Below are 17379 nucleotides of genomic sequence, written 5' to 3'. Positions count from 1 at the left end.
TGTTCCGTCAATGAGCACTTGGCGGAGAACGGTAAAACGCGAGCGAAATAAATCCAACGCCGTCCCTCTTCAGATAATTGGGATGCATCACCACGGCGCTTACTGCAACTTGTTGCGCGAAGACTTGGACGGGTCTGGCGCTTCTGCACCCGGGTTCACTTTGTGGTCGCCCCCTCCATGCGGCGGAGAATTTCGCCCGCGATGCAGTTCGCCGCTTCGATCAGGACTGCGTCGGCCGCGTGGATGTAGCGTGACGTGATGCTGTGGCCCTTGTGCCCGATGATTGCGCCGATCGTCGTGTCAGACCTGCCCGTGTCAGCCGCGAGGGAGGCAAAGGAGTGGCGCAGAACGTGCGGGGTTACGTCCGCAGGCACGCCCCCGAGCTTGCAGATGCGTTCCCACATGGACGAGAATCCAGACATCAGTCCCGTTCCACGCGTGGGCGGGAAGAAGAGACTCGACGTGGTAGTCGGCATGGACGCCAGCACGTCGCAAGCAGCTTTGGAGAGCGGGCGCACAGACGCCCCCGATTTCGTGTCGGGCAGCCGCGCAGTTTGCCGCGCCAAATCCACGTCCTCGCGTCGCAGGGCCAACGCCTCGCCCTTCCGCCAGCCCGTCAGCAATAGGAATCGCGCCGCGCCGATGGCCGCTGGCGGGACACCCGCGGCCGTGGCCTTCGCGAACGCCTCCCCAAGGGCGACATACTCGGCGTCAGAGAGGCGGCGCTGGCGCTGGCCGTCGCGGAAGCGGGTGATGCCCTGGACGGGGTTGTCCGACCTGAGACCCTGTTTTTGCGCGTAGGTGAAGAGGGCACCCAAGAGGCCCACCGTCCGAGTTGCCGCGCCCTTCCCGCCCCGGACGTTGGACAGGCCGCGCTTCTTCTCTGTCTTCTCTCGCTTAGCGGTTTTGCCGCCGGCCACCGCGTGCATGAACTGCTCCACGTCCCGCGCCGTGACAGACGTGACCTTCAGGTGCCCTAGGAGGGGCCGGATATGGCCGTTGATCCGGCTCCGGTCGGTGGCGACGGTGCTGACCTTCTTCGCGGCACCCCCTCGCGTCAGCAACCTCCCATCCTCCACGTCCGCCAAGTAGCGGTCGCAAAGGTCCGCCACGGTTGGGGACTGTCGCAACTCTCGCTTCTCCGCAGCCGGGTCCTCCCCGTTCCGGACACGCCGCAGGGTCTCCAGCGCGACCTTCCGTGCCGTCTCCACCGTGAGGTCAGGCCCGTGTTTTCCGATGGTGTGGCGGCGCTCCCGCCCGTCCGGTAGCCGATACTTCACCGTGAAAGACCGAACGGCACTGAGTTGCCGCCGGGCGCCGAAGCCCCGGACCTCCGCGTCCCACACCTCGCTGTTCGGGAGGAGGGCGTCCACGACCTTCTTCGTCAGACGCTGCTTTACCTTCTCGGTCATTCTGGCCCACTCCCCTCACTAGGTAGCGCCTAGGTAGCACGAACGGGCCATCGGGAGGTAGTCAGATCGCACCCGGTCCAACTTCTTACCGAAGGATTTCAATGGTCTTTCTGCTCTGAGCACACTCTAGGAAACCACATCGAACACTTACGTTAGCCCTCCGAAGGCAGAGGTCGCACGTTCGAATCGTGTCGGGTCCGCCAATTCCCTCCGACCATCCGGGTTCGCGGCGGCAGTCATCGCCGGCGCGATCCGATGGCCGTACCGCCGGCCCGGCGCCGCAGGGTCCCGCGCCAGTCGGAAGCGGCGAGGCGGCCAAGCCGCCTTTTCCGGCGTTGCCGGTTTAACCGTCCCGCAACATCCCATCCACGCGGACCCGACGGAACGCGATTCCCCGCCGGGAACATCGTCCCGGACCGTCACGTTCGTCCGCGTTTGTAGGGCCCGCGACGCACGCGCGTGAACAACGCCGCCATCCGTCATCGTCGCGCGCCGTAACGCCGCCGGCACGCGTCCGGACGTCTTCAGTCCGGACATCTCTCGACATGTGCTCGTTGGCGACGCCAACCGCCCTCCGCCTACTCGAACACGCAGATCGGGCGGTGTGGGGACAGTCGAGGAGGACACCCACCGCCCCGTCCCGTCTGGGAGAGGTCTGGTGCGTATGGAACACGGCGATACGAGTGACCTCGACGGCAGCCCGGCGCCGCATCCCGAGGATGCGGGCGCTGCGCGCGCCACGGGCCTGGGACGTCGGCGCTTCGCGGCGGCGCTGCTCGCCGCGGCGACGCTGCGGCCGACCGTGACGAACTCGACGCGGATCGAGGCCGACCCGCGCGTCGATCCGCGCGCGGACTTCGCCGGCCGGGAGGTGGTGCCCTCCTTCCGCGGGCCACGGCCGGAAGGCTGGGCGGAGGAGTTCCGCGCGGAATGGAGCGCCTACGCGCAGCGCTACGTCATGCCGGACGGTCGCGTCGTGGACACCGCGAACCGCGGCATCTCGCATTCGGAAGGTCAGGGCTCGGCCCTGCTCTTCGCGGCGGAAGCGAACGACCTGCCGTCCTTCGAACGCATCCTCGGCTGGACGATGCGCAACCTGCGCCGCCGTTCCGACAACCTTCTCGCGTGGCGGTTCCAGCCCGGCCTGTCCACGCCGGTGACCGATACGAACAACGCGACCGACGGCGACATCCTCATGGCCTGGGCGCTGCAGCGCGGGGCCGAGCGCTTCGGCCGGCCCGACTTCGCGGAGCAGGCCGAACGGATCGCGCGCGACATCCTCTCGGTCTGCACGCGGCGGGTCGCCTCGCGCCTCGTCCTGCTTCCCGGCGCCCAGGGCTTCGAGCGTCACGACCACGTGGTGCTCAACCCGTCCTACTACATCTTCCCGGCGCTGCTCGATTTTGCGGCGCTGGTCCCCGGTCCCGCCTGGCGGCAGCTGGTGGAGGACGGGCTGCACCTGACGTGCCGCGAAGGCGTCTTCGGCCGCTGGAACCTGCCCGCCGACTGGATCGAGGTGTCGCGCGATCCCGGCCGGCCCGTCAGGCTCTTCGCCGACCGGCCGCCGCGCTTCTCCTGGGACGCGGTCCGGGTGCCGCTCAATCTTGCCTGGGGGCGCCAGTCCAGCGAACCCGCGCTCCGCGCCTGCGCGGGGTTCTGGACCGATCCGGGCCATGGCGGGAGGCTGCCGGCCTGGGTGGACCTGCGGGAGGACCGCCTGGCCCCCTATCCGGGCCATGCCGGCATCCAGGCCGTGGCGGCGCTGGCCGGCGCGGCCCGGCAGCCCGCGGCCGCGCGCCGCCTGCCCGGCGTGCGGGACTCGACCGACTACTACGGCGCGTCCCTCGTCCTGATGGCACGCATCGCCCGGGTGGAGGCGCAGCGGGAGGAGGGCGCCGACATCAGGCAGTCCTGACCCGAGGGCGGTGATCGGCCCGGACCGGCCTTGCCGCAGACGTTTCCTGACATTTGCTGACCTTTCCTGAAGGCTGCCGGCGATCGTGCCGAGGCATGTTCCGGCCGCGAATAGAGGAGAGGGACATGCTCGACTCCACCTCGGGAGGTCCCGCGCGGATGCCAGGACGCGGAACCGGCTGCACCGGGTCGTACCGTCTCGATCGTTGCTGCCGGTTCGAGGAGGTGGACGCGGATGCCGCCGCTCTCCTGGGAGTGGGCGCGGGCGAGCTGATCGGCCGGGCCATGTGGGACTGCTTCCCCGCGCTGAAGGGCGGGGAGCTGCAGCAGCGCTTCCTCGGCGTCCTCAACGGGACGGGGAGCCAGGTCTTCCTCTATCGCTTCGCGCCGCGGACCGAGTGGTATGCCGTCGTGGCTGACCCGGTCGGTCCGCCATCCCTCCCCGTGGCCGGTATCGCCGTGCGCTTCGCCGAGGTGACCGACCGGGTCGCCGACCACGTCCGTGCCGAGCGTCTCGATGCCGCCGCCAGGGCGACGAGCCAGTTGGCGCACGCGTTCAACAACAGCCTGACGGTCCTCGTCGGCAACGCCGAGTACCTGGAGGAGGAACTCGCCGGTCGGCCGGAGCTCGCGGAGACCGCGCGGCTCATGGTCGATGCGGGGGAACGGACCGCGGCCCTGACGCGGCGGGTGCTGCTCATGAACCGTCACCCGCGGCACGCCGAGGCGGAGGCGGATGCGGCGCGGGTCCTGGAACGCGTGGCTGCGCGCCTGCGCGCGACGGCCGACGGCCGCCGGATCGAAACCGCCATCCAGGCCGGACTGCCGCCGGTGCTGGTCGAGGCCGAGGATCTCGAGGTCGCGCTGGACGAGCTTGCGGCCAACGCGATCCGTGCGCTTCCGGGCCCCGGCACGATCCGCCTCGCGGCGGAGGCCGCCCCGTCGGGTCACGAACTCCACCTGACGGTCAGCGACACCGGCATCGGGATGGATCAGGGCCAGCTCCGGCACTGCCTCGAGCCCTTCGTGACGTCGGACCGTGAACGCTGGGGCGCGGGCCTCGGCCTGCCCGCCGTGCACGGCTTCGCCACGGCCGTCGGCGGCGCGCTGCGGATCGAGAGCGCGCCCGGGCGCGGCACGCAGGTCCAGCTCGCCCTGCCCAGCCGGCCCCGTGCCGCGGCGGCGTCGGCCGGGCTTCCCCGTCCGCCGGAGGGTGCGGAGGTCCTGCTCGTGGACGATGATCCGACGACCCGCGCCAGCATCTCGCGGATGCTGTCGTCCCTGGGTTGGCCGGTCGCGGGGGCGGCCTCGGCTGCGGAAGCGTTGTCCATGCTCCGCGGCGGATCGCAACCGACGATCCTGCTCTCGGACGTCGTCCTCCCCGGCGGTCTCAGCGGCACGGCGCTCGTCGAGGAGGTCCGCCGGATCCGCCCGGGCCTCCCGGCGCTGCTCATGTCGGGCTATGCCGCCCATGCACCCGAGGCGGATCGGGTCGCGGGGACGGTGCGGTTGCTGGCGAAGCCCTTCAGGAAGGCCGAACTCCAGCGGGCGCTGCTGGAGGCGCACGGCGCGGGCCCGCCGGCCACGACCTGACCGGGGCGTGACGTGGGCCTTACCGGGGCGTGAACGGCCCGCGGTTTGCGTCGGGCACGACGAATGCAACTCCTCGGCGCTAGACCGGGCCCGCGTCAGCCTGCCTATAAGCCGGCGACGGCGTGGTAGCCCGTCTCATGTCGTGATCAGGGGCCCACGGGCGATGGTGTACGCGGTCATCGATACGATGTCGGAAAGGATCGGGGCTGCCGCGGCGGGTCAGGGTGGCTCGGGATCGGAGCCCTCCGGCGGCGAAGGGCCGCAGGACGCCGTCGGGTCGTCCGGGGTGCGCGTGCTCGTCGTCGAGGACGATGCGTCGGTGCGCGACCACGCGGTCCGACTTGTCCGCAACCTCGGCTACACCGTCCGCGAGGCGGCGGACGGGCACGAGGCGCTGCGCCTGCTGATCGAGGACCCGCGCTGCGACATCCTGTTCAGCGACGTGGTCATGCCCGGGATGAGCGGCGGCCAGCTGGCCCAGGCCGCCAAGCTGATGCTGCCGCGCCTCGCGGTGGTCTTCGTCACCGGCCATCACGCCGACCCGCTCGTCGAGCAGCTGCGCCGGGAGGGGGCAGCGGCGGTGCTGCCGAAGCCCTATCGGCGCCAGGCCGTCGCGTCCGCGCTGCAGCGGGCCCTGGAGCGCCGCTGAGCGCAGCCGGCGCGGCCGGCTTGTCGCGCTTCGTGCGGAACCGTCCCGATTGTCCGATGGCGACTGACACTTTCTGACGAGTCCGGGCATGCGCCGACGCGGCCTGCGGCGCATGAATCATCGCACGACATCGATCTCCTTTGTCGTGCGGAGATGTGAACATGCTGGATTTCCTCGCTGGTCCGGGCGGGACGCCGGCCGCGCGGGTCAGCGTTCCGGATGTTCGCGGGATGCCCGGCCCGTTCGCGCATCCGCCGCGGTGCACCGCGGCGAACGCGTTGCTGGATCAGCTGCGCCGCCACCACCGCCCGACGGCGGACCACTGCGTGCGGGTGGCGCATGTGCTGATGAGCGTCTGGGCGAGCGAGCCCCGCACCGTCGGCGATCCTGAGCCGCTGCTCATCGGCGGGGCGATGCACGACATCGGCAAGCTCTTCGTCCCGGTCACGACGCTGGACTCCGAGCACGCCCTGTCCGCGACCGAGCGGGAGATGATCCGGATGCATCCTTATGCAGGGGCGGAGGTGCTCCGCAGCCTCGGCTTTCCGCCGGTCATCGTCGCCGCTGCGCGCGACCACCACGAGCGCTGGAACGGGGGCGGCTATCCCCGGGGATGCAACGGGGAGGAGGTGCACCCCATCGCGCGCCTGACGGCCGTCGCGGACGCCTACGTCGCCATGGTGGAGCCGGGACGGCGCTACCGCGCGCCGCTCTCGCACGAGGCGGCGCTCGCGGAAATCCGGTCGTGTCGCGGAACCCAGTTCGACCCGCAGGCCGCGGACAGGCTGCTGCACGCGCTGTCCGACCGTTCCTGCATCCCCGTCGTCCTCGCCTGAGAGGCCATCATGGAAGCATCCCTGCAGACCATCGCCGCGCCGGCGGGCGCCGCGCCAGCAAATGGAACCGGGGGTGGGCCCGGGGGTGGGAGCGTCGCGTTCCGCGACATGGCCGAACACTGCGTCGACCTCGTCATGGTGACCGAGGCCGATGTCGGCGACGACGGTCCCCGGATCCGCTACGTGAACCCGGCCTTCACCCGGCTGACGGGCTGGCGGGCGGACGAGGTCGTTGGTCGACCCGTGCAGCTGATCGAGGGGCCGGCGACCGATCGCGAGGCCCTGCGCGCCGCCTATGCGTCGCTGCGGCGCGGTGAATCGGCCACGGTGCGGCTGCTCAACTACGGCAAGGGCGGCACGGCGTTCTGGACGGACTGGCGGGCATCCCCCTTGTCGGATGGCCCCGGCCGGACGGAGGGCCTCGTGTTCCTCGGACGCGACCTGACGAGCGACCAGCGGCTGTCGGTCGAGCTGGAACAGATGATCCAGCGCGACCCGCTGACCGGCCTGCTGAACCGGCGCGAGTTCCTGCGGCGTTCCGCCCTGGCGTTCGAGACGCGCGCCCCAGGCCGCTTCTGCTGCGCGGTGCTGCAGATCGACGGCATCGCAGACCTCCTCGGGGCGCGCGGCGGGCTTCCGCGCGATGCCGTCCTGATCGGCATCGCCGACCTCCTGTCGGACAACACGCGGCGCAAGGACCCGCTCGGTCGCTTCGAGGAGTCCGCCTTCGCCCTCTGCCTGCCCGCCCAGACGCCGGGCGAGGCGCTCGGGATGACCGAGAGGCTTCGTGCCGTGGTGTCGGCGCAACCGGTCTCGACACCGGGCGGTCCGGTCCGGGTCACCTGCAGCATCGGCCTTGCCAGCGCCCGCGCGTCGGACACGGCGGCCGACGTGCTCGATCGGGCGGCCGAGGCACGGCGGCTGGCCAGCGAGCGGGGTGGGAACAGCGTGGAACTGATCCGATAAGCGTTGAGAAATCTCCCGGGGATGGCAAAGTCTCATTCTAGAGCGTGGTCGTCGCCTTGATGCAGGACGTTGTGGCCGTTACGTCCCGTTGGCTGGCCGGGAGAAGTACGGGGTTGTCCGAAACGCAACCGATCCTCGTGCTCGAGGACGACAGCAGCGTCGCCGCGACGATCGGGAATGCGCTGACACGCGACGGCTGGCAGGTCCAGATCGCCTCGACCCTCGCGGAAGCGCGCGAGTCCTTCCGCGCGGGCGAACCGAGGATCATCGTCGTCGATCTCGGCCTGCCGGACGGAAACGGCATCACTTTCGTGCGAGAGGTCGCAGGGCGCCCGGGCCTCGGCATCATCGTCGTGAGTGGACGTGGCGACGAGGTGGACCGGGTCGTGGGCCTGGAGGTCGGCGCCGACGACTACCTTACCAAGCCGTTTTCCCTGCGGGAGATGGTGGCGCGCGTCAGGGCCCTGAGCCGACGGCTCGACCAGGCCCCGCCGGCTGCGTCGACAGACGCCGCCCGCGACGCGACGGGCCGCGTCGGCCGGCAACTGGCGAACCTCCGGGTCGAGACCGTCCGGCAACGCGTCGTCGCGGAGGACGGGACGGAAACACGCCTGACCGGGGGGGAGGCGGGCCTGCTCGCGCTCCTGCTCGAAACCGGCGACCACGAGGCCGACCGCGACACGATTTCACTCAAGGTCCTGGGACGGCGGCTCCTTCCGGAGCAGCGGGGCGTGGACCAGCTGGCCTCCAATCTCCGGCAGAAGCTCTCCACGGCGTCGGGTGGCGCGGTCACGATCAGCGCGGTCCGCGGGAAGGGGTATCGCCTGGTGTGGTAGGGCGTCGGCGCGCGACACCGTCCGGCTGCGCGCAAACGCCCCGTCTTCGACCAACCCCCGTCTTCGAAACGATCCGGCGTCTCGCCGCGGTACCCACGTGTCGTGCGCACGGGACTTACGCCGACACCGGCCCGTCGCGCGATGTGCGACGCGCGTGTCTTGTGCTTCATCATCGTCGCAAACACTTCTCACCCCGCGGCGCGGCGGGCATCGTGCGACCCTGCAGGCCGGCATCGGCGCTAGCAGGCTTCTGAGAAACCGGTGGCTTGGGATGAGCGAGCGGTTCTTCGTGCAGGAAGGGACGGGCTGCCGCCACGATGTGTGTTCACTATGGCAAGGCGCGAACGAAAGCGTCGCGGAAGGACACCGCCCGGCCGATCCGGCCGGTTGTTTGGTAGCCCGCTGAAGAATTCCCATGCAGGAACCGCCACCCCACCAACGACAGCTCGAAGCGTTGGACCTGGTCCGGACGATCGCGCGGGCGCGTCGCAGACTGGACGAGTTGTGGGCCGGTCAGGGACACGTACCATCCGCCCCCGACGCCGATCCGACTCCGAATGCTGCAGGCGCGCCGGGTGCGCCACATTCCCTCTCGACGGTGCTGGGCCTCTTCCAGTCGACCTCGGCCGGGATGATCTGGCTCGGACCGGATTGGACGATCAGCGAGGTGAACCCGGCCTTCTGCTCGATGCTCGGTTTCCGCCGCGACGACTTCCTCGGCCTGGACTTCCGGACGCTCGACGAGGACTGGGGCGATCCGGACTGGGCGCCCCTCGTCAGCGCCTCGGCGGAGCGGACGGGAGAGCCGGCCCGCACGGTTCGCCTGCTGCGCGACCGGCATGGCGTTCCCCGGGCGCTCCGCCTGACGATCACGCCCCATATCCAGGCCGATGGTCCGGTGGCCGGATACAGCGTCACGGCCCTGCATGACGAACGCGCCGGCATCGACGAGGGCCGGGCGACGATCGAGGGCCGCGAGCTGGAGCGGGCGGCGAGCCGGATGGCGCGGCTCGGCGGCTGGCGGCTCCACCTGACCGACGGTCACGTGAGATGGAGCGACGAGGCCAGGGTCGTCCTCGGCCTCGGCGACCGCGCGATCTCCTCGTTCCGGGGAACGCTGGCGCTCCTCCGGCCCGCCTGGCGCGCGCGGGTGCGGGCGGCAGTGCGCATCAGCATCCGCCGCGGCACCTCCTTCGACCTCGAGCTGCCCGTGGTCTCGGCCGAAGGCTGGTCCCGCTGGATCCGGATCGTCGGCGAGGCGGAACGCGATGCGTCCGGCAAGGTCGTCTCGGTCGTCGGATCCCTCCAGAACATCTCCGAGCGCAAGGCGGCCGAGGACGCGAACAGGCGGCTGGCCGAGCGTCTGGCCGCCCGCGTCGGCAGCCTGCCGCAAGGCTTCATGACGCTCGACGGGCGCCTCACCGTCGCCTACGCCAACGAGAAGGCCCTGACCCTTCTCGGCGTCACGGCGCAGGGCCTGCTGGGCCGCGCGATCTCCGAGCAGCGGGACTTCGCGGCATCGGAACCCCTCGGGCGCATGCTCCGCACCGCGGTTGCGGAGCGCCGCGTCGTCGGGACGGAGCAGGAGATCTGCCGGTCCGGCCTCTGCGTGGAGGCGCATGCCTTCCCGGCGGAGGAGGGCCTGACCATCACGCTCCGCGACATCTCCGACGAGCGTGCGCAGCGGGAGCGGCTGCGCCTGCTCGAATCGAGCATCGCCCACCTGACGGAGGGCGTGCTGATCACGCAGGCGACGCCGATCGACGCGCCGGGGCCACGGATCGTCTTCGTGAACCCGGCCATGGAACGCATCACGGGCTACGCGCCGGAGGAGATGCTCGGCGCGACCCCGCGGATCCTGCAAGGGGCCGGAACGCAGCGCGGCACGCTCGACCGGATCCGCGACGCGATCGGCCTGGGCCAGCCGATCCAGGCGGAGCTGCTCAACTACGCCAAGGACGGGCGCGAGTACTGGGTGGAGCTGAACCTCACGCCCGTCGCGGATGACGAGGGCCGGGTCACCCATTTCGCGGCGATCCAGCGGGACATCACGGAACGGCTGCTCGCGCAGAAGCGCATCGCCGAGCAGGCCGCACTCCTCAACCTCGTCCGGGACGGCATCGTCGTGCGGACCATGCAGGGGCAGGTCGTCTACGCGAACCGCAGCGCGGAGAGCCTCTACGGCTGGAGCCTCGCGGAGCTTCGCGAGGGCGATCCCGCCCCCCTGGTGGAGCGCGTCTATGAGGACCGGGGCCACTACGACGACGCCGTCAGGGCTGTCATGCGGGACGGCCGCTGGAGCGGGCGCCTGCGCCAGCGACGCCGCGACGGGACGCCCATCACGGTGGATTCGAGCTGGTCCCTCGTCCGCGACATGGACGGCGTGCCGAACGCAATCCTCATCGTGAACACGGACGTCACCGAACGCCTCGCCATGGAGGAGCGGCTGCGCACCGGCCAGAAGCTTGAGGCGATCGGCCAGTTGACGGCCGGTGTGGCGCACGACTTCAACAACCTCCTCTCCGTGATCCTCGGCAATGCGGAATACCTGACGGACGTCGTGGCGCCGGACGGCGAGGAGCACCGCGCGACGAGGATGATCCTCGACGCGGCCGAGCGCGGGGCCACCCTGACCAGTCGCCTGCTCGCCTTCTCACGCCAGCAGACGCTGGACCCGCAGGTCGTGGACATCGGGCAGCTCGTGCAGGACCTCGCGGCGATGCTGTCCCGCACGCTCGGCAGCGGGATCAACCTGTCCGTCCGGTGCGGGCCCGGGCCGCATCGCGTCGCGATCGACCGGTCCCAGCTCGAGGCGGCCCTCCTCAACCTGGCCATCAACGCCCGCGACGCGATGCCGGAGGGTGGGCGGCTGACCTTCGACGTCTCGGGCGCCGTCCTGGGCGAGGATGACCTGGGGCCATCGGCGCCGGGCCGCTACGTCGAGATCGCCACGTCGGATACGGGCTGCGGCATGGCGCCGGAGGTCCTGGCGCGTGCCTTCGAGCCCTTCTTCACGACGAAGGACGTCGGCAAGGGCAGCGGGCTCGGGCTGAGCATGGTGTACGGCTTCGTCACGCAGTCCGGCGGCCACGTGTCCATCGACTCCGCGCCGGGATGCGGGACGACGGTGCGCCTTTACCTCAGGGCGATGGACGCCGACGCCACGTCGCCCGGCAGCCACGCGGCGGGGACGTCCGGGGCCGCCTGACCGCTTGGCGCGCGGCCGCCGCTACCGCGGGGTCCCGTCCGGCGAAAGGGCGTCCCGCAGGGCGCGCGCGAGCAGCGACCGCCGGTAGGGTTTGCGGATGGTGGGCCAGGTCACCGCGTCCTCGTCCACCTTGATGCGGCCGGCACCGCCGTGGCCGGTGGTGAGGAGGATCGGGAAGCCGGGACGGCGTTGCGCCACCTCGGCCGCGAGCTCGTATCCCGACATGCCGCCGGGCATGGCGACGTCCGTCATGAGCAGGTCGAATGCCCAGAGCCGCTGTTCCAGGAGCGCCAGCGCCGAGCGCGCGTCGCCGGCCGAGGTCACCTCGTAGTGCAGCGATCGCAGCCGGGCCTCGACCTGTGCGCGGACCAGCGGGTCGTCCTCGACGAGGAGGACGTGCTCGCCGCTCCCGCGGGGCTCTGCCGACTTGACCGGCTCGCTCGGTTCCGGCGCCCGGGCCACGGCGGGGAGGAGGAGGCGGACCTTCGTTCCCTCCCCCGGCTCGCTGTCGATCTCCACGCTGCCGCCGGACTGGGAGGCGAAACCGTAGACCATGCTGAGCCCGAGGCCGGTCCCGCGCCCGATGTCCTTCGTCGTGAAGAACGGCTCGCACGCGCGCGCCAGGACGTCGTGCGACATGCCCTGGCCGGTGTCCACGACGGAGACCACGACGTATTCGCCGCCGGCCAGGTCGGGCCGGGTATCCAACCGGACCAGGTCCACGCCGATGCGGATGCGCCCGCCGTCGGGCATCGCGTCGCGCGCGTTGACGACGAGGTTCAGGACGGCGGTCTCCAGCTGGAGCGGATCGACGCGGGTGATCGCCGCATGGGCCGCCCGGCCGGTCCGCATCTCGAAGGTGATGAGCTCCCCCGCGGCACGCCGCAGCAGGCCGAGCATCTGGTCCAGCATCTCCGCCACGACCACGTCGCGCGGCGCCAGCGGCTGCTGGCGGGCGAAGGCGAGAAGCTGCTTCGTCAGCTCCGCGCCGCGCTCACCTGCCGTGAGGATGGTCTGGGCCGGCTCGCGCAGGGAACTGTCAGGGTCGGTGCTGTCGAGGATTTCCTCCGCGCCGCCTATGACGGCGGTCAGCAGGTTGTTGAAGTCGTGCGCCACGCCCCCGGTCAGCTGGCCCAGGGCGTCCAGCCGCTCGGTCTGGCGCAGCCGGTCCTGCAGGGCCTCGCGCTCCTGCGCCAGTTGCATCAGCGCGGCCGTCCTCTCCTCGACGAGGTGCTCCAGGTCCTTCTTGTCCCGGGCGAGGACCATCGCGGCGTGCCGCTGCTCCGTGACGTCCACCGTCGTGCCGATGATCCGAGCGGGGCAGCCCTGGGCGCGCTCGACGTGCCAGCTCGCGAGCGCGTGGCGCACCACTTCCCCGGCGGAGTTCAGGATCCGGAACTCCAGCCCCTCGACCGACGTCACGGAACCGTCGCGGGACTTCGCGGAGAGGGATGCGATCCGCTCCCGGTCCTCGGGATGGATGGCCTCGACGATACGCTCGCGGGTGATGGGGCTCCCCGGTTCGAAGCCGTAGATCTCGTACATCCGCTCGTTCCAGCGGACCTCGTTCGAGGCGGTGTCCAGGTCGAAGGTGCCGATCCGCCCAGCCTGCAGGGCGAGGCGGAGGCGTTTCTCGCTCTGCTCGATGGCTTCCGCGCCGCGCCGCTGGACCGTCACGTCGATCACGGTGCCGATGCTCCGCAAGGGCCCATCGGCGCCGAACTCCACCTTCCAGCGGTTCGAGACACGTCGTTCCGTCCCGTCGAGGCGTACGATGCGGTACTCCATTTCGCGTGGAATGGTCAGGCCGCTGCTGCGGGAAGATTCCATCGCCTGCAGGACACGGGCGCGATCCTCGGGGTGGATCCGTGCCGCGATCAGCTCGGGCGTCACGGTCGCCTCGCCGACATCCCAGAGCGCCCGCATCCGGGCGTCCCAGGAATACACGGCGGCCGGGATATCCACCTCGAAGGTCGCGATCTGTCCGGCATCGAGCGCCATCCGGTAGCGCTCCTCGCTGCGCCGCACGGCCTCCATGGCGCTGTTCTGGTCCGTCACGTCGATCCAGGCGCCATACACGGCCGGACGGCGGTCCAGCTCGACCCGGACGTTGTGCACCAGGACTTCCCGGACCTCGCCGTCCTTGCAGCGCTGGGAGACGCTCAGTTCGTAGCGCGTTCCCGGGGGATCGGCGGCGACGGCACGTCCGCGTTCCAGAAGCTCGTCGCGGGTCCGGCCGTGATGGACGTCGTCCAGGTGAAGCCGCGTGAACTCCTCCGGCGTGTAGCCGAGCTGTTCGGCGGCGCGCCGGTTGGCGGCGGTGATCCGGAGCGTCTGCGGGTCGAGCGTGACGAGGCCGACCGGCACGGTTTCGAAGAGCGCGCGAAGGCGCGCCTCGCTCTCCCGCAGGGCCGCCTCGGCGTGCTTGCGTTCGGTGATGTCCTGGACGATCCGGATTTCCCGGATGGGCGAGCCGCCGGCGTCGCGCGCGGTGGAGACGGCGATTTCGGCCCATGCCGTCGATCCGTCCTCACGCAGGAAGCGCCTCTCGATCCGGTAGCTCTCGATCTCGCCCGCCATGAGTTTGCGGTGGAGCTCGAGGTCGTCGGCGAGGTCGCCGGGATGCGCGAGGTCGCCGATGGCGAGGCCGCCGAGCAGCTCGGTGGCGTGGTAGCCGGTGAGGCGGCAATACGCCTCGTTGACGTGGAGGATCCTGCTCGTGGACGGGTCGATTTCGCAGATCCCGACGGGCGCGTGGTCGTAGACGGCCCGCAGGCGGGCTTCCGTGTCCGAATGCAGGGCCGGCGCCACGGGGTGCGCCTCGGCAGGATGTCCGCGGGACAACCGGGGAGACGCGGCGCCGAGCTTCTGGATCAGGACCATGGCGTCAATCTCGCTGGAGGCCGCCCGGCCCCGAAGCCTGCCGGCGAAGCTCGATCACTTTTCTGTCAGATCTAGTCGGTTTTGAGAAGGGCCATCTGGGCCGGGCTGTTCCGCCGGCAGGTGGCGCCTGGGGAGCGCGGGACGGCTCCCCTTGGGCACCGTTGCGGCCGACGATCGGGGGAAGCCGGCAACCCGGGAATGGCGGGCGGTGAGCGAGACCGGGGGGCGGTTCCGGCCGCCGGCCCCGGCGCGCCCGGGTCCCGCCGAACGGCGAAGACGAAGCGGAGGCTCCGCGCGTTCCGCCCCGCCGGTCATGAACGAGCACGGGCCGGTGTCGTCACGTGCCGGCGAAAGCGCCGTTCCGGCTCGGAACTGACCTCACTGGCGGGTGGGGGTCAGGCTTCCGTTCCGGCGCTTCCCAAGCGCGCTATGCGCGGCCAGGACGGGCTGCTCCCGCACGGGTCGGGCGTGGGGCGGAGCACCGCGACGGCCTGGCCCGGCATCGCCGTCGCCCGGCGCGTCCGATCGCTGCCGCGGGGTCGTCGCTTCGAGCGCCTTCCGGCCGACTGGAGTCCGGCGCCGTGCTCCGGCATCCCCTCCGGAGGGCAGACCGGACGTCCCCGCGCGAAATCGCCCTAGCTGGCGCCGGCTTCGTCGAGCTCGTCCGCCTGCGCCATCAGGAGAGCGGCGAGAGCACCGAGGAGGTCGGCGGGTGCCTCGGGCATCCGTTCGGCCTCCACCGGGTTCGCGGCCGCCCTGGCCGGTGCATCGCGGCGGCTCGAGACGCTGCTCATGGGTCGAGTTCGATCCCGGTCTGACGATGCGTGATGATTAGCCGACGTGACCGTCGCCGCCGCGTCTGGACCTGTCGGTTTTCGTACGCGCGTCGTACGACCCGGCGAGGCGACGAAGGGCTTGGCGAAGGCGCGGTCGCGCATCGCCCGGACCACGGGCGCTGGATGACCGCCGCAGGCCCGCACCCTGCGAACGGCCCGCCACCGGCCGGGAACGCGTCGGCGGATGACACCGGGGACGTGGCCCTGGCTGGCGCCGGGGGCGCGGCGGAATCGCACCGGCGTCGCGGTCCGTTCGTGCTACGCCCTGGCCATGACCGAGAAAGACGGCCGGCTTCACATGAAGCCCGGCGCCCGTGTCGTGGCGGAATCGGATGGCCCGCCCCATGCCGTGCGGCTGCGTTCCGCGCGGCACCACCTCGTCTCCGACGAACCGAAGGCGCTGGGCGGCGACGATGCGGGGCCACCGCCCTTCGCGCTGCTGCTGGCGGGCCTCGCCTCCTGCACGGCGATCACGCTCCGCATGTACGCCCATCGGAAGGAATGGCCGCTGGAGGGGGTCGGCGTGGATCTGCGCTACGAGGAGACAGACGGCGCCGTCGGCATCCACCGCGAGTTGTCGCTCCGCGGCCCGCTGGACGAGGCGCAACGCGCGCGCCTGGCGGACATCGCCGAGCGTACGCCGGTGACGCTGGCGCTGCGCGCCGGGACGCCGGTCCGGACGACGCTGAAGCCGGGGTGACGGGGTCGCGTCGGGTCTCCGCCCCCGTCCGCGGTTCCGACCGGGGTGGGCGCCGGACAAGCCTTGATGCAGGACGGGCGACCGGCTCCCCTGCCCCGAATAGCCTCCTCGGCCCTAAGCTCGCCGTCCGACCTTACCTGGCATCGGACCGCATGACCCGTCGTGTCCTCATCTCGAACCGCGCCGACGCCTCGAACACCCACTGCTCCTCCGGCTCAGCGATGCAGTTCACCTACCGTACGCCATACCGCGCGCTGATCGCGGCCTCCTCCCTCAACCTCCTGTTCGCGAACAAGCAGTTCCTCAACACGACCGGAGAGAGCGACCCGGTGAACTCCGTGACCGTGCGCGCCTCCGTAGAATTGGGCGACGGCTCCCTCTGGCCCGTGACCTTCGGGGGGGCGCGCGAGAGGATGATGGCACCCGGCGAGACGATCGCGTCCGACGCCATTGCCATCTCTATCGCACAGGGCGCCCTCTTCTTCGTCCGCAGCCGCCCGCTTGTGGACACGCTCGGCGAGAGGTGGCGCATCGGCGGCGCCGCGCTCACAGGCGGCTATCTCGGCGGCGCCGCGAAGTCGGGGGCCGACTACACGGACGCGATGGACCACACCGCGTTCAGGACGGCAGGCGTCCTCCCGTTCGGCCCCGTGGCGATCCTCGGCGTCCCCGCGTCGCCCGGCCCCGTCACCGGGATCATCCTCGGCGACAGCACCAGCTACGGCTCCGGTGACACCGGCACGGAGCACGGCGACCTCGGGTTTCTCGCGCGCATGCTGTCCGGGGCCGGCATCCCGCACCTCCGTCTCGGTGCCCCCGGCCTTGCCGTCCCGCATCTCCTCGGCGCTGGCCCGGCCGACAGGCCCGCCAGGACGGGCTACCATCGCGCCCTCATCGAACGGGTGCGCCCGACGCACGCCTTTCTGTCGATCGGGAACAACGACATCCACGGCGGCGGTGCGACCCTCGTCGGGACGCAGGCGAACCTGCTCCGCTACTTCGACTTCCTCGCCGACCTGGACCTGAAGCTCGTTGCCAGCACCGTCACGCCCCGAACCGCGGGTAGCTGGACCACCGTCGAAGGGCAAACGAGGCGGCCCGCGACCGTCAACGCGCGGCGTCGCGCCCTCAACGATTGGCTCCGGAGCCGCCCGCACCGCGCCATCACCGACGTGCTCGACGTGGCGGCCATCGCGGAGGAGCCGAGCGACCCTGACCTCTGGCGCGTGGACGGCGGTGCCTGGACGAAGGACGGGACGCACATGAACTCCCTCGGCCACTCCACCGTCGCCCGCGCGCTCGGCCGGCAGGCGGCCCAGGTGGCGGGCTTCGTGCCTTCGAGCGGTCACCCCGATGCCGCGGTCTTCACCACCGTCGCCATCGCCTCCACCAGCCCCCGCCCGGGGGCAGGCCCAAGCCACGACGGGATGCCGAATTCATGCTCCTAGAGCGTGATCGCGTCCCGTTGGATCGGGGGGTGGTTACGGCGCGCGGGGCGATCTGGTTCACGCTGCGGGCGGGGTTGAAGGCCAGCACGGATGCCACG

General features: G+C 71.1%; 12 protein-coding genes. 9 read left to right on the top strand and 3 right to left on the bottom strand.

Going from position 1 to position 17379, the window contains the following annotated elements:
• Positions 1-155 precede the first annotated feature (155 nt).
• Entirely contained in the window at positions 156-1412 is a 1257-nt protein-coding gene (locus ACE7GA_RS06300) for a tyrosine-type recombinase/integrase (RefSeq protein ID WP_376097207.1), read from the bottom strand.
• 664 nt (positions 1413-2076) lie between these two features.
• Here ACE7GA_RS06300 and ACE7GA_RS06295 point away from each other — a divergent pair.
• The 7 genes from ACE7GA_RS06295 to ACE7GA_RS06265 all read left to right on the top strand — a co-directional run bounded on the left by ACE7GA_RS06295 (position 2077) and on the right by ACE7GA_RS06265 (position 11414).
• Entirely contained in the window at positions 2077-3327 is a 1251-nt protein-coding gene (locus ACE7GA_RS06295) for a glycosyl hydrolase family 8 (RefSeq protein ID WP_376100127.1), read from the top strand.
• 158 nt (positions 3328-3485) lie between these two features.
• Positions 3486-4919, top strand: coding sequence for an ATP-binding protein (locus tag ACE7GA_RS06290; protein ID WP_376097204.1), 1434 nt, complete (start codon positions 3486-3488; stop codon positions 4917-4919).
• A gap of 187 nt (positions 4920-5106) precedes the next feature.
• Positions 5107-5568, top strand: coding sequence for a response regulator (locus ACE7GA_RS06285; RefSeq protein WP_376097201.1), 462 nt, complete (start codon positions 5107-5109; stop codon positions 5566-5568).
• 230 nt (positions 5569-5798) lie between these two features.
• On the top strand, positions 5799-6404 hold the full coding sequence (locus ACE7GA_RS06280; RefSeq protein ID WP_376097198.1) for an HD-GYP domain-containing protein: 606 nt from the start codon (positions 5799-5801) through the stop codon (positions 6402-6404).
• A 9-nt stretch (positions 6405-6413) separates the two neighbouring features.
• Positions 6414-7370: a GGDEF domain-containing protein gene (locus ACE7GA_RS06275; RefSeq protein ID WP_376097195.1), complete on the top strand. Its 957-nt coding sequence runs from the start codon at positions 6414-6416 to the stop codon at positions 7368-7370.
• A gap of 44 nt (positions 7371-7414) precedes the next feature.
• Entirely contained in the window at positions 7415-8206 is a 792-nt protein-coding gene (locus tag ACE7GA_RS06270) for a response regulator transcription factor (RefSeq protein ID WP_376097192.1), read from the top strand.
• 415 nt (positions 8207-8621) lie between these two features.
• Positions 8622-11414, top strand: coding sequence for a PAS domain S-box protein (locus tag ACE7GA_RS06265; RefSeq protein WP_376097189.1), 2793 nt, complete (start codon positions 8622-8624; stop codon positions 11412-11414).
• Positions 11415-11435: 21 nt separating this feature from the next.
• Here ACE7GA_RS06265 and ACE7GA_RS06260 read toward each other — a convergent pair whose 3' ends face one another.
• Positions 11436-14297, bottom strand: coding sequence for a PAS domain S-box protein (locus ACE7GA_RS06260; RefSeq protein WP_376097186.1), 2862 nt, complete (start codon positions 14295-14297; stop codon positions 11436-11438).
• Positions 14298-14932: 635 nt separating this feature from the next.
• Positions 14933-15091, bottom strand: a complete 159-nt coding sequence (locus tag ACE7GA_RS06255; protein WP_376097183.1) for a hypothetical protein — start codon at positions 15089-15091, stop codon at positions 14933-14935.
• Between the two features lie 313 nt (positions 15092-15404).
• Between ACE7GA_RS06255 and ACE7GA_RS06250 the strand changes: the two genes are divergently transcribed.
• Together ACE7GA_RS06250 and ACE7GA_RS06245 are read left to right on the top strand one after the other, a co-directional pair.
• Positions 15405-15833 (top strand): OsmC family protein, encoded by a 429-nt coding sequence (locus tag ACE7GA_RS06250; RefSeq protein ID WP_376097180.1) that lies wholly within the window; start codon positions 15405-15407, stop codon positions 15831-15833.
• A gap of 152 nt (positions 15834-15985) precedes the next feature.
• Positions 15986-17281 (top strand): SGNH/GDSL hydrolase family protein, encoded by a 1296-nt coding sequence (locus ACE7GA_RS06245; protein ID WP_376097177.1) that lies wholly within the window; start codon positions 15986-15988, stop codon positions 17279-17281.
• Positions 17282-17379 lie beyond the last annotated feature (98 nt).

The organism is Roseomonas sp. CCTCC AB2023176 (assembly GCF_042259275.1).
In the GTDB taxonomy this organism is placed as follows: Bacteria; Pseudomonadota; Alphaproteobacteria; order Acetobacterales; family Acetobacteraceae; genus Roseomonas.
Note: the sequence above shows the minus strand (reverse complement) of the source record. Positions and strands in the feature narration are given on the sequence as shown.